This is a genomic window from Gracilibacillus phocaeensis (assembly GCF_900626275.1).
Classification (GTDB): domain Bacteria; phylum Bacillota; class Bacilli; order Bacillales; family Amphibacillaceae; genus Gracilibacillus; species Gracilibacillus timonensis.
The window spans coordinates 935,495-957,115 of record NZ_LR131145.1 but is presented as its reverse complement, the minus strand read 5'-3'; the positions used below and the strand labels follow the sequence as shown (position 1 = coordinate 957,115).

The 21,621-nt window shown below is 39.8% G+C and carries 19 protein-coding genes; 14 read left to right on the top strand and 5 right to left on the bottom strand.

The genetic code is table 11. The annotated features are described in order from the left end of the window. Nucleotides 1-116: 116 nt before the first annotated feature. The 7 genes from E0E32_RS20560 (at nt 117) to E0E32_RS20530 (ending at nt 7,918) form a co-directional block, all read left to right on the top strand. Entirely contained in the window at nt 117-1,340 is a 1,224-nt protein-coding gene (locus E0E32_RS20560; RefSeq protein ID WP_066189693.1) for an ROK family transcriptional regulator, read from the top strand. A 33-nt stretch (nt 1,341-1,373) separates the two neighbouring features. Further along, nucleotides 1,374-2,630: an ABC transporter substrate-binding protein gene (locus tag E0E32_RS20555; protein WP_066189695.1), complete on the top strand. Its 1,257-nt coding sequence runs from the start codon at nt 1,374-1,376 to the stop codon at nt 2,628-2,630. Between the two features lie 67 nt (nt 2,631-2,697). Then, a complete protein-coding gene (locus tag E0E32_RS20550; RefSeq protein WP_066189697.1) occupies nt 2,698-3,618 on the top strand; it encodes a carbohydrate ABC transporter permease in 921 nt (306 codons plus the stop codon). Nucleotides 3,619-3,632: 14 nt separating this feature from the next. Then, nucleotides 3,633-4,445, top strand: a complete 813-nt coding sequence (locus tag E0E32_RS20545) for a carbohydrate ABC transporter permease (protein ID WP_066189699.1) — start codon at nt 3,633-3,635, stop codon at nt 4,443-4,445. A gap of 23 nt (nt 4,446-4,468) precedes the next feature. Next, the gene (locus E0E32_RS20540; protein ID WP_066189701.1) at nt 4,469-5,482 is read left to right on the top strand and encodes a Gfo/Idh/MocA family protein; all 1,014 of its coding nucleotides are present in this window, start codon (nt 4,469-4,471) and stop codon (nt 5,480-5,482) included. Further along, nucleotides 5,479-6,456 carry a Gfo/Idh/MocA family protein gene (locus E0E32_RS20535; RefSeq protein WP_066189704.1) on the top strand — a complete coding sequence of 326 codons (978 nt, stop codon included), beginning with the start codon at nt 5,479-5,481 and terminating at the stop codon, nt 6,454-6,456. The genes E0E32_RS20540 and E0E32_RS20535 overlap by 4 nt, the downstream gene beginning before the upstream one ends. Nucleotides 6,457-6,682: 226 nt before the next feature. Beyond that, entirely contained in the window at nt 6,683-7,918 is a 1,236-nt protein-coding gene (locus tag E0E32_RS20530) for an MFS transporter (RefSeq protein WP_286172016.1), read from the top strand. Between the two features lie 305 nt (nt 7,919-8,223). Here E0E32_RS20530 and E0E32_RS20525 read toward each other — a convergent pair whose 3' ends face one another. From E0E32_RS20525 to E0E32_RS20505, 5 genes are all read right to left on the bottom strand, one after another. Then, nucleotides 8,224-9,066: an MBL fold metallo-hydrolase gene (locus E0E32_RS20525; protein ID WP_066189707.1), complete on the bottom strand. Its 843-nt coding sequence runs from the start codon at nt 9,064-9,066 to the stop codon at nt 8,224-8,226. A 34-nt stretch (nt 9,067-9,100) separates the two neighbouring features. Further along, the gene (locus E0E32_RS20520) at nt 9,101-10,363 is read right to left on the bottom strand and encodes an alpha-L-fucosidase (RefSeq protein ID WP_066189712.1); all 1,263 of its coding nucleotides are present in this window, start codon (nt 10,361-10,363) and stop codon (nt 9,101-9,103) included. A 69-nt stretch (nt 10,364-10,432) separates the two neighbouring features. Next, nucleotides 10,433-12,061 (bottom strand): extracellular solute-binding protein, encoded by a 1,629-nt coding sequence (locus E0E32_RS20515; protein WP_066189716.1) that lies wholly within the window; start codon nt 12,059-12,061, stop codon nt 10,433-10,435. 87 nt (nt 12,062-12,148) lie between these two features. After that, nucleotides 12,149-13,042: a carbohydrate ABC transporter permease gene (locus tag E0E32_RS20510; protein WP_130860695.1), complete on the bottom strand. Its 894-nt coding sequence runs from the start codon at nt 13,040-13,042 to the stop codon at nt 12,149-12,151. Between the two features lie 41 nt (nt 13,043-13,083). Continuing rightward, nucleotides 13,084-14,034, bottom strand: coding sequence for an ABC transporter permease (locus tag E0E32_RS20505; RefSeq protein WP_066191241.1), 951 nt, complete (start codon nt 14,032-14,034; stop codon nt 13,084-13,086). Between the two features lie 559 nt (nt 14,035-14,593). Between E0E32_RS20505 and E0E32_RS20500 the strand changes: the two genes are divergently transcribed. The 7 genes from E0E32_RS20500 to E0E32_RS20470 all read left to right on the top strand — a co-directional run bounded on the left by E0E32_RS20500 (nt 14,594) and on the right by E0E32_RS20470 (nt 21,582). Beyond that, nucleotides 14,594-15,829 (top strand): ROK family transcriptional regulator, encoded by a 1,236-nt coding sequence (locus tag E0E32_RS20500; RefSeq protein WP_130860694.1) that lies wholly within the window; start codon nt 14,594-14,596, stop codon nt 15,827-15,829. A 10-nt stretch (nt 15,830-15,839) separates the two neighbouring features. Continuing rightward, nucleotides 15,840-16,664, top strand: a complete 825-nt coding sequence (locus E0E32_RS20495) for a sugar phosphate isomerase/epimerase family protein (protein WP_066189726.1) — start codon at nt 15,840-15,842, stop codon at nt 16,662-16,664. 14 nt (nt 16,665-16,678) lie between these two features. Next, nucleotides 16,679-17,644, top strand: a complete 966-nt coding sequence (locus E0E32_RS20490) for a Gfo/Idh/MocA family protein (protein ID WP_130860693.1) — start codon at nt 16,679-16,681, stop codon at nt 17,642-17,644. Nucleotides 17,645-17,727: 83 nt separating this feature from the next. After that, on the top strand, nt 17,728-18,702 hold the full coding sequence (locus E0E32_RS20485; protein ID WP_130860692.1) for a Gfo/Idh/MocA family protein: 975 nt from the start codon (nt 17,728-17,730) through the stop codon (nt 18,700-18,702). A gap of 3 nt (nt 18,703-18,705) precedes the next feature. After that, nucleotides 18,706-19,695: a Gfo/Idh/MocA family protein gene (locus E0E32_RS20480; RefSeq protein WP_130860691.1), complete on the top strand. Its 990-nt coding sequence runs from the start codon at nt 18,706-18,708 to the stop codon at nt 19,693-19,695. Between the two features lie 36 nt (nt 19,696-19,731). Next, nucleotides 19,732-20,667 (top strand): carbohydrate ABC transporter permease, encoded by a 936-nt coding sequence (locus E0E32_RS20475; RefSeq protein WP_130860690.1) that lies wholly within the window; start codon nt 19,732-19,734, stop codon nt 20,665-20,667. 81 nt (nt 20,668-20,748) lie between these two features. Next, nucleotides 20,749-21,582: a carbohydrate ABC transporter permease gene (locus E0E32_RS20470; RefSeq protein ID WP_130860923.1), complete on the top strand. Its 834-nt coding sequence runs from the start codon at nt 20,749-20,751 to the stop codon at nt 21,580-21,582. Nucleotides 21,583-21,621: the final 39 nt, after the last annotated feature.

Sequence of the window (21,621 nt, the reverse complement as noted above, 5' to 3'; positions counted from 1 at the left end):
TGCGAATGGGAAATAAATCACTAATAACAAGGGATGTTGGATTTATTTCTTGTGAAATGGGGTGTTTCTTTAGATACTTTTTGCAGTTAGTGGAGAAAGTGTGTGGAGGTGCAGATTTGAAAAAACATCGTACCGGCGACTTAAAGTTTATTCAACAATTAAATGAATCTGTTGTTTTAGAGGTAATTAGAGAGAAGGGTCCGATTTCACGAAGTAAGATTGCTAAGGTGCTGGAAGTAAGTCCTACGACTGTAACATCAGCTGTTAATCTATTAATGGCCAAGGAGCTTGTCGTCGAGGATGGAATTGGCATTTCTAGCGGAGGAAGGAAACCGGTTCTTTTACGATTTAATCCAACTGCTCATTCTATCATCGGGGTATCTGTCACCAATACGAAGATAACCATTGCGGTATTAGACTTACATGGCAATATTCGAAAGCGCGAAGTCCATCCAACAAATTATGCAAAAGGGAAAGTGATGGTGGAACTGTTAGTGACAAAGGTGAGCCAATTTGTACAATTATACGAAGACTTGCCACACTGTCAAGGTATTTCTGTTGTATTGCCCGGTATTATTGATGCACAACACGGTACCGTATCTTACAACTCTAAATTAGACTTATTTGATGTACCCTTGGCCAAAATCATAGAAGAGCAGATTCATCTTCCCGTATTTATTGATAATGATGCGAATGCATTAGTATTATCTGAATATTACTTTGGATCTTTTACACATTATAAGAATCTCATCTATATTACGATCGACGAAGGAATCGGTTCAGGGATTATGATCAATGGACAAATCTTTCGAGGCAGTAATGGAAGTTCTGGTGAAATAGGACATACATCGGTTGTCCCAGATGGTATGAAATGTGAATGTGGTAGCAGGGGTTGCCTAGAGAATTATGTGAGCTGGCCAGTAATTTATGCCAAAATCGTAGCTGCTATGATGGCGAATGCTATACAGTCCACTATGTATACCATGATAGGAGGTGATATTCGTAAGCTAACGCCAGAAGTCTTTTTGAAAGCGCTACAGGAAGAAGATCCGTTAGCTTTACGTATCATGCAAGAAATGGTTCGCTATTTATCGATAGCGCTTAAGAATTATATTCATTTATTCGATCCGGAAGCGATTATATTGAGCGGCAGTGTGGTTCAAGGGAATCAGCTGTTGGTAGAGCAATTGCAGCAGGCCGTGAAAAAGAAAGTAATCCCAAATTTAAGAAGTAAAATCAATATACAACTCACACCTTTAGGCAGTGAAAATCGGATGGTAGGCGCTGCAGCTGTATTGTTTAATAATAAATTTAGATTTACATTCGCCGCGTCAGACTAACGCGGAATTATTAAACACGTTGGAGGAGATAGAATGGGAAAATCTGTACATGTCATGCTTTGGATGATGGTATTAGGTGTACTGTTAGTAGGGTGTGGATCCAATGCAGGTAGTGACGCCAATACACTGGAAGTAGCTTTATGGGATGAAAAAATTAGTGGAGCAGTAGAAGCATCCATTGAAGAGTTTAATCAAGAACATCCAGATGTAGAAGTGAAAGTAACCTATACACCTTATGACAATTATTTTACCAAATTAAGAACAAGCCTAGGTGGAGGCAGTGGTCCGGATGTGTTTTGGATGAACGGTCCAAATTTCTATGAATATATGTCTTTTGGGTTAATTAAAGATCTGGAACCATTTATTGAAGAAGACAGCGAATTTTCTAAGGATGTCTACTTTGATTCGATGATTGATTTATATTCTCATGAAGATCATTTGTATGCAGCTCCTTATTTTGCCGATATCGTGGGACTGTTCTACAATAAACGACTTTTTGACGAGGCAGGTTTAGACTACCCTGATGAATCATGGACGTGGGAGGATATTAAAGAAAAAGGCGAGTTACTCACGGACCAAGAGAATGGAGTATATGGGTACTCAGCAAGTGTGGTAAGCAATCAAGCTGGATACTATAACTTAATTCCGCAGGCTGGGGGCTACATGATCAATGAGGAGAAAACAAAATCGGGTTTTAATTCGCCAGAGGCCAAAGAAGCCTTTACTTTCATGCAGGACCTGATAAATGAGGGAATCTCACCATCGGTTCAGACGCAAATAGAGACCAATCCTAGAGATTTGTTTATGTCAGGGAAGATTGCTATACATCCTGAAATCTCGGTTAATACGGAAATGTTTTATGATGAACTGGGGGATGATGTGGGTATAGCTCCATTACCAGCCGGTGAGAAAGAAGGTTCTATAGCTCATGGTATTGGTTGGGCTATGAACGGGGATACCGAGAAGGAAGAACTAGCATGGGATTTAATAAAGCATTTAAGTGGGGAGAAAGGGAATCAGTTTATTGCAGAATCAGGTTTTAGTATCCCTGCTCAAGAAGAGATGAGTGATTTATGGGTGGATTCCCTACCGGAATTGGATTTACAAGTGTTTATCGATGCGCAGGAAACCTCCTTTCCTTACCCAGTATCACAAAATACGATACAGTGGCAAGATGTCGAGCAGGCCGAAATTCAAGGGGCATTTTTAGGATATAAGCCTTTAAATCAAGCACTAGATAATGTCGTGCATGAAATGGATTTAATCTTGGAAACGGAGCAAATAGATTAAAAAGTCCAGCAAACTTTACTGATCAAACTTTTTGAACATGCAATTACAAGAAGGGAGTTTCGAATGAATGAATAACTCAAGTGTGCTTACTAAACCGAAAAGAAGCAGACGTAAACGCCAGGAAGCGCTGTGGGCCTATCTGTTTATTGCTCCCACTTTATTAGGGCTTTTCGTTTTCTATATGATGCCTGCCCTTGCTTCCTTTGGTCTCTCTTTTACCAATTGGAATGGAATCACCTCTCCAGAGTTTATTGGTTTAGACAATATTGTTCGACTGTTTCAATCTGGATCCTTCTTAAGAACACTGCTTAACACGTTTGTATTTACGTTTGTGTCCGTGCCATTAGCCGTGATTTTTGCGACAGGAATCGCTGTCCTGTTGAACCAGAAGATCAGGGGAATGGTCGTTTATCGAACCATTTACTTTCTTCCAGTAGTAACCATGCCGGTTGCAGTGGGGATGGTGTGGAAGTGGTTGTATAATACAGACTATGGTCTGATTAACCATGTGTTAGGAGCCCTTCACTTACCACAGCCTGCATGGTTGTTCAATCCGAGTATTGCTTTGTTATCCGTTATTGTTGTTTATGTTTGGATGACAGTTGGTAACAATGTCATCTTAATTTTGGCTGGTTTACAAGGCATTTCGCAAACTTATTATGAAGCAGCACAAATAGATGGCGCATCCAAATTTAAACAATTAATGACTATCACCATCCCTTTGCTGACACCGACTTTGTTTTTCGTGTTTATCACTGGGATGATCAGTTCATTACAAGTGTTTGACTTGATTTTTATCATGATTGGAGATAGTCATGTGTTACTAGAGCCATTGCGTACGCTTGTATACGGGGTCTATGAATCTGGGTTTGAATATTCACAAATGGGTTATGCCTCCGCACAAGCATTCTTGTTGTTTTTAGCGATATTAACCGTTACGATCATTCAATTTGCCTTCCAAGACAAATGGGTGCATTATGATGGATAATAAGGAGGAGAACGATGGATAGGAAATGGCTGATTCATTTGGTGTTGATTCTTGGTGCAGTGGTAATGGTCTCCCCGTTTCTCTGGATGGTGCTAACCTCTCTAAAATCATTTGGGGAGGCGATGCAAGTACCTATTACTATTCTCCCCGAGGAATGGCTGATTGAAAATTATGTGGAAGTATTCTCAAGTGTAGATCTTTTAAGGTATTACTTTAATACGTTCATTGTGACCTTTGGTAGAACGTTGGCGCAGATTATCCTATGTTCTCTTGCAGCTTTTGCTTTTGCAAGGATGGATTTTCCTGGTCGAAACATTATCTTTATGGTTATTTTATCAGTGCTAATGGTGCCGATGCAGATCATTTTAATCCCTAACTATGGTATATTAACTACATTGGGATGGATCGATACCTTCTATGCCTTGATCGTTCCGGGGATGTTTAGTGCGTTTGGCGTATTTTTGTTAAGACAATTCTTCATGGGGATTCCGAAAGAGTTAGATGAAGCGGCGACGATTGATGGCTGTTCCTATTTCGGTATCTACTGGCGCATTATTTTACCAAATGCTACTCCGGCATTGATAGCATTAGGTATCTTTACTATTTTAGCTTCTTGGAATGACTTCCTGTGGCCGCTGGTTATGACAAATTCAGAAGAAACAAGAATGTTATCTGTTGGTATTTCGGCATTTCAAGGCCAGTACTCGACGGACTATCCTTTGTTAATGGCAGCGGCCGTATTATCTACCATTCCAATGTTGATTATATTTGTTATTTTACAGAAACATTTGGTCTCAGGAATTGCTTTACAAGGAGTTAGAAGATAATAAAAAAAGAGGTGTAAAAACAGATGAATGCTTTAGTTTTAGGAGCAGGAACCATGGGTAATGCCCATGCCGCTGCTTATGCAAAAATGAAAGACGTGACGCTTAGCGGCATTGTCGATGTGAATTCGGAAAAGGCGGTGCAGCTAGCAAACAGGTACGGCACCAAAGCTTTTGCTTCTTATGAAGAAGCAAAACGCCAACTAGCAGATATCGATGTCGTATCTGTCTGCTTGCCAACACCGTCTCATAAAGAAGCGGTTATTCAGGCTGCCCAGGATAAATGTGATGTGATATGTGAGAAGCCGCTAGCCCGTCATTTGGATGATGCAAGGGAAATGATGGATGAATGTAAGCAGCAGGGTGTGCACTTGTTTGTCGGTCATGTTGTGCGATTTTTCCCAGAATATATTCAGGCAAAAAAAGTAGTAGATTCAGAGAAAATAGGTCAGCCGATTATGGCAAGAACAACCAGAGGTGGATCATTCCCTGAAGCCTCCAACGACTGGTATGCCAATTTTGCCAAAAGCGGTGGTGTTATTTTAGATACGGTCATTCACGATTTTGATTTTCTGCGTTGGTGTTTTGGAGAGGTAGAGCGGGTCTATGCCAAAACAAGCAGAGGTAGAGCTGCTGGTAAGATAGAATATGCCTTGATCACCTTGCGTTTTGAAAGTGGTGTTATTGCGCATGTGGAAGGAACATGGGCTCATCAGAAATTCCATACCAAATTAGAGATTGCTGGTAAAGAAGGGATTATTGAGCATGACAGCTCTAAGGTCAATCCTGTTGTATTAGAGAAAAGTGCTGCGGCGAATGAGGCTGGTGGAGTTGCTGTACCTTCAAGCCCAGCTAAGGATAGCCCTTATTATTTAGAAATACAGCATTTTATTACATGTATAAAAGAAGATAAAGCACCGATTGTAACGGCAGAAGATGCCTATGAGGCTGTGAAGATAGCCTTGGCAGCTTTGGAATCTATTAAGCTAGGAAAACCAGTCTATCTCAAGGAATTTACCGGTTTGGAGGGAGTAAAATGAAGGTAGGTATTATTAGTTTTGCTCATGGGCATGCGTTTGGTTACGCCAACGCCTTGAAGAATATAGAAGGTGTAGAGTTATATGGCATTAGCGATGAGGAAGAAACAAGAGGAAAGCAGGCAGCAGAGCAATTTCACACCAACTATTTTGCCGATTATCATGATTTATTGAACGAGCCCATCGATGCTGTTGTGATTACCTCAGAGAATCAAAAGCATCTGGAACATGTAAAAGCAGCGGCAGAGCATGGCAAACATATATTATGTGAAAAACCGTTATCGTCTAACGTGCAAGACGCCGAAAATATGATTCAGATTTGTCACAATAAAGGTGTTATTTTACAAACGGCTTTCCCTGTTAGGTTTAATACCCCGATTCAACACGCCAAAAAAATGATTGATGCGGGTGAGTTAGGTAACATTATCGCAATCAAAGGTACGAATAGAGGAACAAACCCGGGAGGCTGGTTTGTAGAGAAGGATAAATCAGGTGGTGGGGCAGTGATTGATCATACGGTTCATGTCGTGGATATTATTCGCTGGTTTACCAAGGCTGAAATTGCTGAGGTGTATGCCGAAGTAGATGATAAGTTATCGGACTATGAGATAGACGACACGGGTCTATTAACGATGGAATTTGATAATGGTATGTTTGCTACGCTCGATTGCAGCTGGTCGAGGAATAAGAATTATCCTACTTGGGGAGATGTCACGTTGGAGATTGTCGGCACAAAAGGCACGCTCTTTGTCGACGCCTTTGCACAGAAAATGGATGTTTATCATGCGGAAGGTGTTCGTTGGAATGCCTGGGGAGACAATATGGACGCTGGGTTAGTCGAGGATTTTGTACGGACAGTAGAAAGCAAAGGAAAACCTTCTATCAGTGGTGAAGACGGATTGAGGGCACTGGAAGTTGCGATGGCAGCTTATAAATCATCGGAACGAAAAGAAGTAGTAACCCTCGAGCATCTGTAAAGATATTAGTGAAGAGAATCAATGTAAATGCTGAAACCATCCCTTTTTGAATGTTGATAGGGATGGTTTCCGTGCATTTGTGCGATTACAAATAGACCATTGATTTCCCCTGATTAAATTGCTGGAAACTCTTAATCCAGAATTTTTATTGAAATGAATTTGTTCAAACTTAATGAAGCTTCTTTTTTGAGGAGCTTGCCATTAACCAGTACTATAACAGAAGAAGGTGTTTCCTATTCACAGCGCAAAAAGAAAACATAATGTCGTAATCATTGCTTTAGTTACTGCTTGCTGTATACTTGGCGATTCTATGCTTTATATTGCGCTCCCCATTTATTGGAGAGAAGCTGGTTTGGATGGTGTTTGGCAGGTCGGTGTGCTACTTGCTGTTAATCGATTTATTCGCCTGCCGCTAAATCCCTTTGTTGGTTGGCTGTATGAAAAAATGTCCTTAAAAATAGGGTTGTTATTTGCTGTCATTCTTAGTGTAATGACAACTGCAGGTTACGGATTGGTAAAAGGATTCCTGGCATGGTTGATTCTCCGTTGTATTTGGGGGCTAGCTTGGTCTTTTTTACGTATTGGGGGGCTATCAACCGTGGCCGTTTATGGTGAACAACATAAGCAAGGAGAGGCAATGGGCTTATATAATGGTCTTTATCGGATGGGGAGTCTTGTAGGTATGCTTGTCGGCGGTGTGCTGACACCATTTTTAGGGTTAACTTGGATATCTTTATCTTTTGGTCTGGTGTCCGGCATCGGTGTAGTGATACTCGGTGTATTTTTTCAAAATGAAGCGTCTTTATCGAAAACAAAATCGACAGACAGAAAGAAAGGAATCCTCGGATTGGATATTTTGAAGGATTATACCCTTATTATGAGCAGTAGTTTCGTTGTTACATTTATAATACAAGGGGTACTTATGGCAACTTTGTCATCACTTATCATTTATCATTTCGGGGAAGAGGTAGAAATTCTGAATGTAGTCATCGCCGCTTCAGCTCTTTCAGGAATATTACAAGCACTACGGTGGATGTGGGAACCTTTTTTAGCGACGAGGGTTGGTATTTGGTCAGATGGTTCGAAGGGGAGGAAACCGTTCTTCATTGGATCATTACTCTTGGGAAGTATAGGGTTACCAATGCTAGCTTTTTCATCCATCCCTTTGATTTGGATATTTTTCACTCTATGTGTGTTGCTAACATCAACTGCATTAACAACACTCATGGATGCAATGGCTGGCGATCGTTCTCATGAAGCTGGAACTGTTCGTTTTTTCACTTATTATACGGTTGTGCAGGATACAGGAGCAGCTTTTGGCCCATTTGTTGGTTATCTTTTGCTGTCACTCACGTTCGGTTATGAAATGCTTTATATAGGCTGCGCTGTATTGCTTCTTGTGTTAGCGGTGGGTTGGTTTATTCAATTCAAAAAAGAAAAGCAACAGGTGTCTATTTTATAGAATAGTAATTAGGTGAAAAACATCACTATGTTTAACTATATATTTACTCTCTCTAATATGATTCGTAGCAAACTGAAAAAATGTTGCGATGATTAGATAGAATGGAATCGTATTATCTCTAACCTAAGTGGAGAAATACGGAAACCATTCTTTTTTATCTAAGGTGTTGTTTAGGATTTACTTGCGCAGATACAGATATACTGAATTTATATTAGTTTAACCACCACTGTCCCCCCACTTCCTAAATTCACAAAGAAATCTAAGAGGGGACAATGTAAGTTGATAAAGTCTGGGCCCATCTCACTTCATCGGTGAACGGTGTCAATCTCTAACCCATCATAGCTCGTGATAACACCTTCCTGTTCAGACAAGGCTTTCATTTCTTCATAAGTCAATCCACCATTATGGGAGAAGTGGTTGGCGACAAATGTGGTGTCTGGAGAACACAAACCACGTGCACGCAATTCTTGTATGAGTTCTTTATTATGTTCCCAATTCATATGGCTTTGGTTTTTGGCCTTGGTTTGCGATGTGCAATCTAACGAGACGATGGAAAGACGGATATTCTCTTTCTCTAAATAAGTAAATGTTTCTTCATAAGGATAGCCGGTATCATGGGTAGTAAGCAAGGTATCTTTTCCATCAGAAATGGCAAAATTAAAACTATCCTGTTGAAACCAGCCGTGTCGAGCAGGGAATGGATAAATCGTATAGCCGTTCACCTCAAATTTCTGATAGGGTTGAATTGTATGGTAGTGTAATGCCTTCTCCTCGCTTCCGCCTTCCAACTTTATGGCCTTGTCGTAAAAACTCTTAACCGTTTGATTGCCATAGACATGCAGGCTTTTATCTAACCCTGCTGCATAACCCGGCAATCGAAAGGCAAGATCTTCGGGATAGAAATGATCTGAATGCCAATGAGAAATTAACAGATGCTCTAAGTCGTTATAATGGAGGTTATATTTTATCATATGCAAATAAGCATCACCTGGAAAGTCAATCATTAATTGTCCATCATCTAAGATGAATTGACTTTGTGTTCGCACTTCTTTACCTTGTGTTATTCGGGCGTTGTTACAGACTCGACATTTACAAAAGATGGCTGGCACTCGTTCTGCAGCACCTGTTCCTAAATAAGTTAACTTCAAGATCAATGCCTCCAATAAATAAAAATGTTAATTACTAAGAATGATACAGTCCAACATGAAAGACAGCAATATCTCTTAGCTTAGGTTCATCAGCACTTTCTGTTACTTCTATGATCACCTCTTTTGCCATCACTGGCGGTATAGCAATGATTTGTTTATGACCAACGTTTTGTCCCTGATAGACAGAACATACCACGCCTGATTTCTTGGTTTTGATCGTGAGCTGAAACTGTTGTATGTTTTCCCCATTGGTCAAGTCTTCTTCTAGGATAACATGGTCAAAGAAAATTGGTTTTTCAGGACGATACCGCCAGCAATGACCATCCCGTTGAAATGGAGAGAAGGAAACCAATGGATTCGAAAATCTGTGCTCGATCGCCTCCTTGAATTGGTAGAGACGCTCTACATCTGCTGTGGGCAGTTTCCCTTGCCGATCTGGTCCAATGTTGAGCAGCAGGTTGGTACCATTGCCAATCGAATGATAGTACAGTCCCATTAATTCTTCCACACTCTTGATTTGGTCCTCGTTATTTTCACTATAAAACCAGGTATCTCTTAATTGCACATCACATTCTGCTGGGAGCCATTTACGCTCCTGTAAGGTGCTTTGTTCATCAGCATAGATTGAAAATTCGGTAGACTCTACTTCATTCCAAGTAGGAGTAGGGGCAAGCCCATCTTCATTGCCAATCCATCTAAACTGGGGATCGACCATGTTAAAAATAAGAATATTGGGCTGCAATGATCGAATCTGCTTCACAATTCTTGGCCAGTCATATTCATGATCTTCTGAACCTGCCCCATCAAACCAAAGAATGTCTATTTCGCCGTAGTTGGTCAACAATTCAGTGATTTGATTAATAAAATAATCGTCGTATTCTTTCGCATCTTTATTATAAAAGTCCACAGAACCGTCATAAGGGGAATAATATAATCCAATCTTCAAGCCATAGTTACGGCAGGCATCGGTGAATTCTTGGACGACATCGCCTTTACCATCTTTCCAAGGAGACTGTTTGACAGAGAAATCGGTATAGGCAGATGGCCAATTAGAAAAGCCATCATGGTGTTTCGCTGTGAGAACGGCATATTTCATGTTTGCCTGTTTTGCTGCTTGAACCCATTGATTACAATTTAAATCTGTGGGGTTGAAGGCACTTGGAGACATCGTTCTACTATCAAAATCGTGGTATCCTTCATAAAAGGTGCGAAGTCCAAAGTGTAAAAATAATCCATATTCCCAATCTTGATAGGCTAACTGCATGGTGCTAGGTTTCATCTTTTCTAGGTTTGACATGTTCTCTCTCCCTTTACATAAGGAAAAGGAGAAACGGTGAGAGGCGTTTCTCTTTTTCCTTGCTGTGGTTTATTTATATTTTTCATCGTAAGCAGTTTGATAGATTTCCATATACTCTTCCAGCCCTTTTTGATGTAAGGTGTCGATATATTGGTCCCATTCTGAATCAAGGTCCGAAGATCCGGTAATAAAGGCAGCTGTCATTTCCTCAATGTATTCGGTAATCGATTGTTCGAGCTGTGCTAATCGATTAGATTCTTCTTCACTAAAGAAAAGCTTAGGCATTGGTTCTATTTCGTCTGACAGATAAGGTTCATATTGTTCTGTAGCAGCCCATAATACTTTCTCCTGGTCTCCATCAGGTACTGCCTGACCAGCACGAAATGCTGCTGTACGAAGAGAAGGACCAGTTTGATCCCAGAATGCGTTATGGATCGGTTCTTCACGCGGAATCATTTCATATTGAGCAGGATTTCCGTCTAATCCAGTGGTTCCCTCCTCGGGCACTTTCCATTCTTCATCTTCACGTCCTAGAACGGATCTCATCGTGATTTCTTCCTGATACATGGCATCGGCCCAGCGCAGTGCAACGTCAGGATGAGCTGCCTTGTCTGTGATGATAAACTCAGATGGTCTCGTTACAGGGTTAGGCAGTGAGAAAGTAACACGTTGTCCATTTGGTCCTTCTAATGGAGGGATCGCTACATAATCAGCTAATCTGCCTTGTTGGTCACTGAAAAAACTTGGAACTGCAGATACGGCTGTTCCTAAAAGAGGCGCTTCTCCGTTTTCTCCTAATTGTTTGAATTGTTCTTGGTTTTGCGTAAAAGAGCCTTCGTATATCAAATCCTCTTGGTAAAGATCATGAATATACGTCAATGCTTCTTTGTACTCCTCTTTATCCCATGGCACTACTACTTCGCCATCTACTACATGGGTATCACTATAGATGAAGGGGTCGATTAAAAAGCTAGACGGTGCAGCTATATCTCCATGCCAGCCATTGTACATGCCTGCTAGCGGGATTTCATCTGCTTCTCCATTACCATTCGGGTCTTCTTCTTTTATTGCTACTAATAATTCTCGGTATTCTTCTGTTGTGGTTGGAATCTCAAGGCCAAGTTCATCTAACCATGGCTGATACACCCACATTTTTTGTGGCATAGTACAATGATAGCATTCGTTTACTTGTGGCAAAGAGTAAATTTGTCCCTCAGGTGTGGTAATAGCATCTTCTACAATTGGCATTTCTTCCAGCATTTTTTTTGTTTCAACACCGTATTCTTCGATGAGGTCATTTAATGCCAAAAAGGTACCGTTATCGCCATAAATACGTAACTGAGCCGGGCTTAATTCTAAATCCATGATAATATCAGGGTATTCTCCGCTAGCTAGCATAAGGTTTAGTTGTTCTTGAGCACCTTCTTCAGGAAGTACCTCCCAATTGACTTTCACCCCGGTTTTTTCTTCATACCATTCAGTGAATTCATTGGTTTCGAAGTCTTGCACAAGCGCATTACTAGGTATTACTACATTCAATTCGACTTCTTCTTCCACAATAGGGAATGTACCTGCTTCGGTTACGATGGGCTCATAATCTCCACTTTCTCCACCAGTAGATTCGTCATTGGAACATCCTACGATCAACATGGTCATGACCAACAAGATGAAACATAAGCTTTTACTTGCATTTTGCATGCTTAACCCCTCCTAAATAATATTCATCTAATGTCCTTGTTTATCACTTACCCCGATGTTTTCACCCCCTTTAAATGAAATAGCATGTTAACCTTTCAAGGAGCCAATCATTACGCCTTTGACAAAGTGTTTCTGAACAAAAGGATAGATAATTAACACAGGCAGTGAAGCGACAACAATCGTAGAGTATTTCAACAACTGCTGCAGTCCGATCCGATCTTCCATTCGACTGACATCTCCCATCATGGAGGGATCGATTTCGTTCTGCACCAAGATATCCCTTAATACCAGCTGCAATGGAAATAGGTTAGCGTCACGTAAGAAAATCAAGGCATTGAAGTATTGATTCCAATGTCCGACAGCGTAAAATAAAGTCATAACTGCCATAATAGGAGCTGATAGCGGTATCACTATTTTGAATAAAAATTTAAAATCATTACAACCATCAATTTGGGCAGATTCCAATAATTCGTCAGGAATAGTAGATTTAAAAAATGACATGGTGACAATCACATTAAAGACAGCTAAGGCATTGGGCAATAATAAGGACCATCTCGTGTTTAACAAACCTAAGTCGCGAACTAGAAGATACATAGGGATTAATCCCCCATTAAACATCATTGTAAAGACAAACAGAAACATAAATATATTTCGACCCCTGAAGTCTTTCCGTGTTAGGGGATAGGCGGCTAAGATGGTTAACGCAACGTTAATGATCGTCCCAACTACCATATAAAATAGAGAGTTGGCATACCCTGTCCAGATTGCTTCATGCTTAAATACCTCTTTATAACTAGTTAAACTGAAATCAACGGGTAACAGCCATACCTTGCCAGTAGACACCGCTTGTGCAGAGCTAAAGGACGAACTAATGACAAAGATTAATGGATAAAGCACCGAGAGAACAAAGAGAGACAATAGTACATAATTACAAATCGTGAATATTTTATCGCTTTTTGTTTCTTTAATATGCGAATGCATCTTCTCACTCCTTTTCTATAAAAATGAAATATTCTATGCTTCTACCATAGTCCCTGCTTGGTTACTTTTTTTGCTAATTGGTTGGAACCTACTATTAGAATTAGCCCAACAACTGCTTTGAATAATCCAATGGCTGCAGAGTAGGAATATTGCGGAATCATTCCTGTGAGCCCCACTTTATAGACATACGTATCGATCACCTCAGAGGCTTTTAAGTTCAATGGGTTCTGCATGAGCAGCACTTTTTCAAAACCGGTATCTAAAAATCCTCCCATATTAAGAATAAGAATGATGATTGCGGTAGGCATGATACCTGGTATATCGATATGCCATATTCGTCTTAATTTAGAAGCACCATCGATAATCGCAGCTTCGTGTAGTTCTGGACTAATACCAGCCAAGGCAGCGAGATAAATAATACAGCCAAACCCAACATTCTGCCATACGTCTGTCCAAACAAAAATGGATTTAAACAGGCTTGCTTCTCCCATAAAGTTAATCGTGTCAAATCCCAAATTACTCAATAAAGAATTAGCCGGTCCTCTTGGATCTAGAATAATAAAGATAATCCCAACCATCACCACAACGGAAATAAAATGTGGTGCATAGGTTATCATTTGAGCCGCGCGTTTAAACCGTTTGTTGTAGATGTAGGTTAAACTTAAGGCTAATACAATGGGCAGAGGGAAGGTGGCTAAGACCTGATATATACCTAACAAGATGGTGTTTTTCATTACCCGCCAGAATTCAAAAGAACTCATAAAGGTGGTGATATGATCCCAGCCAGTCCAGGGACTGCCCCAAATTCCTAAGGATGGGTTGAAATCCTTAAAGGCAATAATGGCACCATACATGGGCAGGTATTTGAAGATTAAGATATACAGTAGTGGCAGGGCAAAAATGACGTATAATTGCCATCCATTCTTGATATCCTTTAATAGCTTGGACCTTTTCTTCACACCTAGTTGTTTGCCAGCATACTCGCTTGTCATTTTCAATGTTTGTTTCCTCCTCACTTTTATTTTGAGTAGATTTTGTTACCGATAACATTTTGGCGAATAGTATCTATATCATTTATGAGTTATAGTTAATTGTCTGATTAGGACAAGGGTGAATCAAGCAATAACTTACTCCATCAAATTTATTAAGTTGGTCTAACTATACAATCGTATGTAAGCGTTGTCAAGTAATTTTTTGAAATACTTAGATTTTGATTTTTTAGGGTAAACTAGAAACGATAGATTCTTTAATATAAAACTTATTCCTGCTGAACACCTATTAGAATAAGGGATTTAAGAAATATGGAAATAAAATATGAAGTTTTGAATAAGTGTATTGACAACGCTTACACAGAAGTGGTATAGTTTTCTTAACTTAATAATTCCATTGGAATAAGTATGGTGGTTTGTTAATGATTCAGCCAATAACTTTTTGATGCGGTTCTATGAAATATGTAACTATTCATCATTTAGCTGAATCTTCCGCTTACTTTCAAAAAAGCAGCCGTATGAAACAGACAAATATTGATATTAGATTGGAATGTGTATAACGATGAAGAGAACGGGTGACCTCAAATTAATTCAAGAATTAAATCGGTCTATAATCTTAGAAACAATTCGCAAATACGGCCCGATTTCAAGAAGTGAGATTGCCAAAAAGAATGACCTAAGTCCAACAACGGTTACCTCTGCTGTCACCGAGCTTATTCATGATGGCTATGTCAATGAAGGCGGAACAGGGGTATCCAGTGGTGGTAGAAGACCTATTCTTCTGCAATTTTCGCCAGATAATCACTTTCTCATTGGTGTTTCTATCTCTTATTCTAAGATAACTATTGCAGATATTAACTTAGAAGCAGAGATTAATATCAAAAAGATTTATCCTACCAAGGGATATACAGGTGCAGTTTTGGTGAACTATTTATTGCAGTTATTAGAGGATTTTTATGCCACACAGCAAGATCATAGACAGTGCGTTGGTATTTCTATTATTATCCAAGGGGTCGTCGATGCTAAGAAAGGAATCGTTCATTATAACCCGGTGTTGTTACTGGAAGATGTCTACTTGCGTGATTCTGTGGAACAGCATTTTCAATTAACGACATGGCTTGAAAATGATACGAATGCTTATGTTCTGGCTGAAAAGCAGTTTGGTCATTTTCAAGAGGTGGAAAATCTGATCTATATTACGATTGGTGAAGGTGTTGGTTCAGGAGTTATCGTGAATCATTCATTGTCCCGTGGTGAAAGCGGAGGTGCTGGAGAATTTGGCCATACTAGTATTGATTTGAATGGCAGACCATGCAGGTGTGGAAATAAAGGCTGTTTAGAAAATTATATAAGCTGGCCGGTTACCGCCAATAAGATAATGAAAGAGATAGAAGCTGGTCGGGCAACTTTGTTAGCTAGTTATCTTACTGAGCATAAATCATTCATTACACCTTCAGAATTTGTCGAAGCAATAAACACTGGGGATGAATTAGCGGTTGAAATCAACTATGAAATAGCTACCTATCTCTCAGCAGGAGTGGTTAATTTGGTTCATTTATTTAATCCAGAGGTGATTATTTTAGGGGGGGATGTCACGAATCAAAACCCAATCTTATATGCATGCCTGAAAGATATGGTGAAGGAGAGATCTTTGAAGACCTTATATAAAGATATATCAATCACTTCATCTTCTCTGGGCAAGGAATTTGAAATGGTAGGAGCGGCATCTGTTTTATTGCAAGATAAGTTTCAGTTTAAGCTTACTCATGATTCGAACAGACTAAAAACAAGTTTATAGGAGGATGATTATGCTCACAGGTATTAATCAATGGTGTTACCCAGCAGACACAAGTTTGGAACAAGTATTGGCTTACAGTAAAGAAGCGGGATTCGATACTGTGGAATTAAACGTGAATCCTGCTGGAGGTATAGGGTTGACGATAGATTCAGCCCCGGAAGATGCCAAAAAGATTAAGCGCTTAGCAGACGAATATGGTGTGCAGATTAAGAGCCTATCCACTGCATTGCTATGGCAAGTGCCTTTATCATCACCAGATGAGGCCACCCGAGCGGAAGGGCGCAAGGTGATTGAGAAGCAAATTGAATTAGCCGCCGCAATGGATATTGACACGGTGCTTGTCGTGCCTGGCTCTGTATCAGAGGATGTCTCCTATGATCAATGTTATCAACGCAGTCAAGCAGAACTTAAGAAAATACTTCCTATAGCGGAGCAGCATCAAGTACATATTGGAATTGAAAATGTGTGGAATAAATTTTTGCTTTCTCCAATGGAAATGGCACGTTATGTTGACGAGTTAGATTCCGAATATATCGGCGTTTATTTAGATATTGGAAATGTGTTGCAATTTGGCTATCCTGAACAATGGATTCGTATACTGGATCAGCGTATTCGCAAGGTACATGTCAAGGATTTCAATACAGCGACAGGAAATATCACCGGATTTGTTCATCTATTAGCCGGCGATGTTAATTGGAAAGAGGTCAGCAAGGCGCTGAAAGAGATAGGTTATGATGGACCAGTAACCGCCGAATTATCACCTTATAAGCTTGATCCAAAAACGCTGGCGATCGATACGGCAAGACATATTCAATTAATCATAAATGCAGGTTAAGAGGAGGAGAATGAATGACTAAAGTGAAGGTAGGATTTGTTGGTGTTGGAGGAATTGCAGCTACTCATTTGAAAAATCTTTCTGCCAATGAGGCGGTGGATATCACTTCTGTATGTGATATTGTTGAAGCGAATGCTGTAAGAGTAGGTGAAGAACATCAGGCAACTGCCTATACCAATGCTGAGGAGATGTTGGATAACGAAGTACTTGATGTTCTGTTTATTTGTGTACCACCATTTGCACATGGAGATGTCGAAGAAAAGGCTGCAAAAAAGGGCATTCATTTAATGGTTGAAAAACCAGTTGGGTTAAATGTCGAAGAAGCCAAACGAAAACAGGCTGTCATTAAACAAGCTGGTATTATCTGTGCGACCGGTTATTGTTTGCGCTATCTTGACACGGTTAAAAGGGCAAAGGAATATTTGGCAGATAAAGAGATTGCTATGGTACGTGGTCACTATATCAGTGGTTTTGTAGAAACACCTTGGTATCGCACGATGTCTAAGTCAGGCGGACAGCTGGTAGAACAAGCTACTCATATTATGGATATGATGCGTCATTTAGGTGGAGATATCGATAAGGTGTATGCCAATATGGCTTTGCGTGTTTCTGATGAGATAGAGAATATCGATATTCCAGATGTTACATCAGTAAACTTCACCTTTACTAATGGAGCGGTTGGTCACTTGGATTGTTCAATTACACAAACGGATCATCGTATGGGAGTGGAAGTATTAGGTAAGAATTTCCGTGTAACCATTGATGGAACAGGTCTTACAATTTTAGAAAATAACGAAGTGGTTAGCGCTGATGCAGAGGTGGATTTTTATGCAGAACAGGATCAAGCCTTTATTGATGCGATTGTAACTGGAAACACAGATGGCATTTTATCCGACTATACTAATGGCTTGAAAACGTTAGAGGTAACTTTGGCTGCAAATGAATCACAGAATTCAGGCAGTGTAATTGCTTTAAGATAATTAGCTATGGTGAGAAAAAATAAGGAAGCGCCAAACTTGTGTTTGGCGCTCTAATATAGAGTAGCTACAAAGGGGGCTGGCAAATGTTAAAAGTAGCTGTAATTGGTTTAGGAAAGATGGGGAAGCGTCATGCAGAGGCTTGGCATAGTCTTGACGGTACGGAGTTAGTAGCACTGGTAGGTCGTGATGAAAGTAAGTTATCACCACTTCTATCGAAATGGGATACGGCCTACTTTGCGAATGTACAGTCATTGTTAGAGAAACAGGATATCGATGTGTTGGATATCTGTTTACCGAGTTTTTTACATTTTGAAACGATTACTGCTGCCATTCAAATGCAGGATCAGTTATCGATTGTTTGTGAAAAACCATTATGTCTAACGGGAGAACAAGCAGAAGAAATTCAGGCATTGAGTGCGCAAAAACAGGCACAGATTTTTGTCGGGCATACCCTTCGATTTGATCCGGAATATAGTGCCCTCCGAACCCGTGTGTTGAAAGATGCGGTAGGTGAGCCTGGGGTGGTTCGTCTTTCGCGAAAAACAGCCTTTCCGGGAGGGTGGTTTGCTGACCCCACCAAAAGTGGAGGTATTATGATGGATTTAGGGATCCATGATTTAGATTGGTTGATGTGGACATTCGGTGATGTCGAACGAGTAATGGCTCGTCATATTACAAAGAGCGAGTTCGAATATGCCCTTATTACTGTTCGAATGAAATCTGGAGTAATGGCTCACATAGAGCTATCCTGGGGTGCAGATCGTTTGCAGTCAGCAGTGGAAGTCGCCGGTAAAGAAGGACTCCTTGTAGCAAGTAATGAAAACAAAGAGGCGATAAAAATCCACCAGTTTAATGCTTCATCTAATAAGGGATATCTATCCGCTGACCTTATTGGTGAATCACCTATTGTTAGACAGTTGAAACATTTTAGGGATTGTATACGAGAGGGAGTTACTCCTGTTATTTCATTACATGATGCCGTCCAATCCGTCAAAGTGGTGGAGGCTGCTATTACCTCAGCACAGTTAGGTCAAGCCATACACATGGGGGAGGATTAAAAAATGAAAGTAGGAATGATTAGTTTCGCACATATACATGCCACGGCTTACGCCCAGTATCTGTGTCAGCATCCGGATGTTGAAATAATAGGGATCTGGGATGACAATGTCAAACGAGGCAGGGAAATGGCAGAATTCTACCAAACTCGTTTTTGTAATGATCTATCACAATTATTAGCGACAGAAGTAGAAGCGGTTATTATCTGCTCTGAAAATGTAAAACATAAGGAACATGTCATCGCCGCTGCTCAGGCAAAGAAACATATTTTATGTGAGAAACCGATAGCGACATCACTGGATGACGCCAGAGCTATGATTGACGTCTGTAACCAAGAGCAGGTTACCTTGCAAATTGCTTATCCCGTTCGTTTTTCTCCCGTTATGCAGCAAGTGAAGAAAATTATCGAAGCTAAAGATATTGGCGATGTAGTAGCGATTAATGGTACGAATCATGGGCAAATGCCAGGAAGTTGGTTTGTTGATAAAACGCTTTCAGGAGGCGGTGCTGCAACGGATCATATTGTTCATTTATTGGATGTTACGCGATGGCTGCTAAACGATGAGGCGAAGTCTATATATGCTGAGCTAGATACTAAATTTCATCCGATTGATGTCGAGGATTGTGGCATTGTTTCGTTAGAGATGGAATCAGGAGTGATTTTCACAATTGATCCAAGCTGGTCTCGACCAAAGGTCTTTCCAACTTGGGGTGATGTGACGATGGAGATTGTGGGAACAGAGGGAAGTCTTAGCATTGATGCATTTAAGCAACACTTTTTACTTTATAGTGACAGGAAAAATACCGTACAACAACTGCCTTGGTTAGAGGATATGGATCAAGTACTTATCAATGATTTTGTTCAATGTATACAGCAAAAGCGTGAACCATCTATAACAGGAGAGGACGGATTGCGAGCATTAGAAGTAGTGAAAGCTGCCTATCAATCTGCGGAGATAAATCAAGTTGTGCCAATTGAAAAGGTTGAAGTATAGTACCAAATGACGTGTACTTGAAAGGGGTAGGTAAGGATGGCATCGAAAGCTATTTCTGAACAAATGGGAGTGAAGAAGGTCAAGAAAAAAATTTTCTCTTCTCGTGATTGGGCAGGCTACATTTTATCAGCACCTTTGATTATAGGAATCTTTGGTTTTGCTATATATCCAATGGTCGCAGCATTGATAATGAGCTTTCAAAGGACAGCCAATTCTTTAACTGGGGAATGGGTAGGCTTAAGCAACTACACTTATGTGCTTGGAGATTCACTTTTTTGGAAAGCTGTTTATAATACATTTTACATGGGTGTTTTGTCTGTAGTATTAGGTGTCTCACTATCTTTTATTCTTGCGACACTTATTCATAACATACCATGGTTGAGGTGGAAGAATTTCTTTAAAGGAATTTATTTTCTTCCGAACGTAGTTTCCTTGGTGGCTACAAGTATTTTGTTTACTCTCTTATTTAATTCTGGCCAAGGAGGAATCCTAAACTATTTTATTGGTTTTTTCGGTTTTGAGCCAGTGGGTTGGTTTACTGACCCTTCGGTAGCTAAATTTAGCATTGTTTTAATGACTCTATGGGGAATGTTGGGATATAACACCATCATATTTATTGCAGCACTTACAAGCGTACCAAGAGATCTATATGAAGCGGCTGAAGTCGACGGAGCAAATTGGTTTAAGAAATGGTTGTTCATTACGATTCCTTATTTACGTCCTATTATTATCTTTATGGTTATCATGGGAACCATTACAGCAATGAAGCGTTTTACAGACGTTTGGCTTATTGGTGGAACAGCTGGAAACCCAGCAGGTTCGTTGATGACTGCTGTTCTATACATTTATCGCAATGCTTTCTTCTCTTCAGAAATGGGTGTTGCCACAGCTGCTTCATATTTATTGTTTATGATGATCTTAGTCTTAACTGTTTCATTATTATTGTTTAATCGAAAGAGTAATTTTGATTAGAGAGGAAGATTAAGTATGCAGCCTGCAATAGATAAAACGATTATGAAAAAAAATAATGGGGATCAAACACCAAATCAAACAATGACAAAGAAGAAGCGAATGGGTAATTTTATCTTGGTATTAATCTTATCTATTGGTTCGTTGGTAATGGTTATCCCATTTTTATGGATGGTGTTTACAAGTTTTGATTGGCAAGCAAGATTGAATATTCCCTTTCCACCAAGATTTTGGCCGGAAGAATTCTCCACAAAAACATATACCTTGGCATTTTCAAATATTCCAATGCTGAAATATATTTTTAATTCACTTCTTATTTCTGTAGGAGTTATCTTCGTTAGTCTATTCTCAGCAGTTATGTCGGGATATGCAATTTCAAAATTAAAATTTAAAGGAGCAGCAGTTGTCTTAGTATTGGCCCTTAGTACGATGATGATTCCATTTGAGATGACTATGATTCCTCAATATTTATTGTTCAATAACTTAAATTTATTAGATAGCTACTGGGCATTTTATCTTCCTGCCTTGAATTTCGCTTTTGGCACTTTCTTAGCCAAATCTTTTATTGATCAATTACCAGGTACATTGCGAGAAGCGGCAATTATTGATGGAGCAGGAGAAATTAAAGTATTCTGGAAGATTTATCTACCTTTATGTGTACCTATTTTAGCGACAATGGCCATTTTGCAATTTTTGGCTGTTTGGAACGATTTATTATGGCCATTATTAGCCTTGCAAACACCAGATAAATTCACCATTCAATTAGGGTTAGCAACATTTTCATATAATAAAACGACTCCAATGCCATCAGTTATAATGGCGGCAACAACAGTAAGTTTAATACCAGTTATTATTACGTATTTATTCCTGCAAAGATATATTGTTGAGAGTATAGCGCTTTCAGGGATAAAACAATAAAAACTAAGAAGAAAGGAGATAAACTTACAAAGAATTGTT

What these genes read in the sequence shown, in the direction of transcription:
- E0E32_RS20555 (WP_066189695.1), top strand. Translation starts at nt 1,374, where the DNA reads ATGGGAAAATCTGTACATGTCATGCTTTGGATGATGGTATTAGGTGTA.
- E0E32_RS20550 (WP_066189697.1), top strand. Translation starts at nt 2,698, where the DNA reads ATGAATAACTCAAGTGTGCTTACTAAACCGAAAAGAAGCAGACGTAAA.
- E0E32_RS20545 (WP_066189699.1), top strand. Translation starts at nt 3,633, where the DNA reads ATGGATAGGAAATGGCTGATTCATTTGGTGTTGATTCTTGGTGCAGTG.
- E0E32_RS20540 (WP_066189701.1), top strand. Translation starts at nt 4,469, where the DNA reads ATGAATGCTTTAGTTTTAGGAGCAGGAACCATGGGTAATGCCCATGCC.
- E0E32_RS20535 (WP_066189704.1), top strand. Translation starts at nt 5,479, where the DNA reads ATGAAGGTAGGTATTATTAGTTTTGCTCATGGGCATGCGTTTGGTTAC.
- E0E32_RS20520 (WP_066189712.1), bottom strand. Translation starts at nt 10,363, where the DNA reads ATGTCAAACCTAGAAAAGATGAAACCTAGCACCATGCAGTTAGCCTAT.
- E0E32_RS20515 (WP_066189716.1), bottom strand. Translation starts at nt 12,061, where the DNA reads ATGCAAAATGCAAGTAAAAGCTTATGTTTCATCTTGTTGGTCATGACC.
- E0E32_RS20510 (WP_130860695.1), bottom strand. Translation starts at nt 13,042, where the DNA reads ATGCATTCGCATATTAAAGAAACAAAAAGCGATAAAATATTCACGATT.
- E0E32_RS20505 (WP_066191241.1), bottom strand. Translation starts at nt 14,034, where the DNA reads ATGACAAGCGAGTATGCTGGCAAACAACTAGGTGTGAAGAAAAGGTCC.
- E0E32_RS20500 (WP_130860694.1), top strand. Translation starts at nt 14,594, where the DNA reads ATGAAGAGAACGGGTGACCTCAAATTAATTCAAGAATTAAATCGGTCT.
- E0E32_RS20495 (WP_066189726.1), top strand. Translation starts at nt 15,840, where the DNA reads ATGCTCACAGGTATTAATCAATGGTGTTACCCAGCAGACACAAGTTTG.
- E0E32_RS20490 (WP_130860693.1), top strand. Translation starts at nt 16,679, where the DNA reads ATGACTAAAGTGAAGGTAGGATTTGTTGGTGTTGGAGGAATTGCAGCT.
- E0E32_RS20485 (WP_130860692.1), top strand. Translation starts at nt 17,728, where the DNA reads ATGTTAAAAGTAGCTGTAATTGGTTTAGGAAAGATGGGGAAGCGTCAT.
- E0E32_RS20480 (WP_130860691.1), top strand. Translation starts at nt 18,706, where the DNA reads ATGAAAGTAGGAATGATTAGTTTCGCACATATACATGCCACGGCTTAC.
- E0E32_RS20475 (WP_130860690.1), top strand. Translation starts at nt 19,732, where the DNA reads ATGGCATCGAAAGCTATTTCTGAACAAATGGGAGTGAAGAAGGTCAAG.
- E0E32_RS20470 (WP_130860923.1), top strand. Translation starts at nt 20,749, where the DNA reads ATGACAAAGAAGAAGCGAATGGGTAATTTTATCTTGGTATTAATCTTA.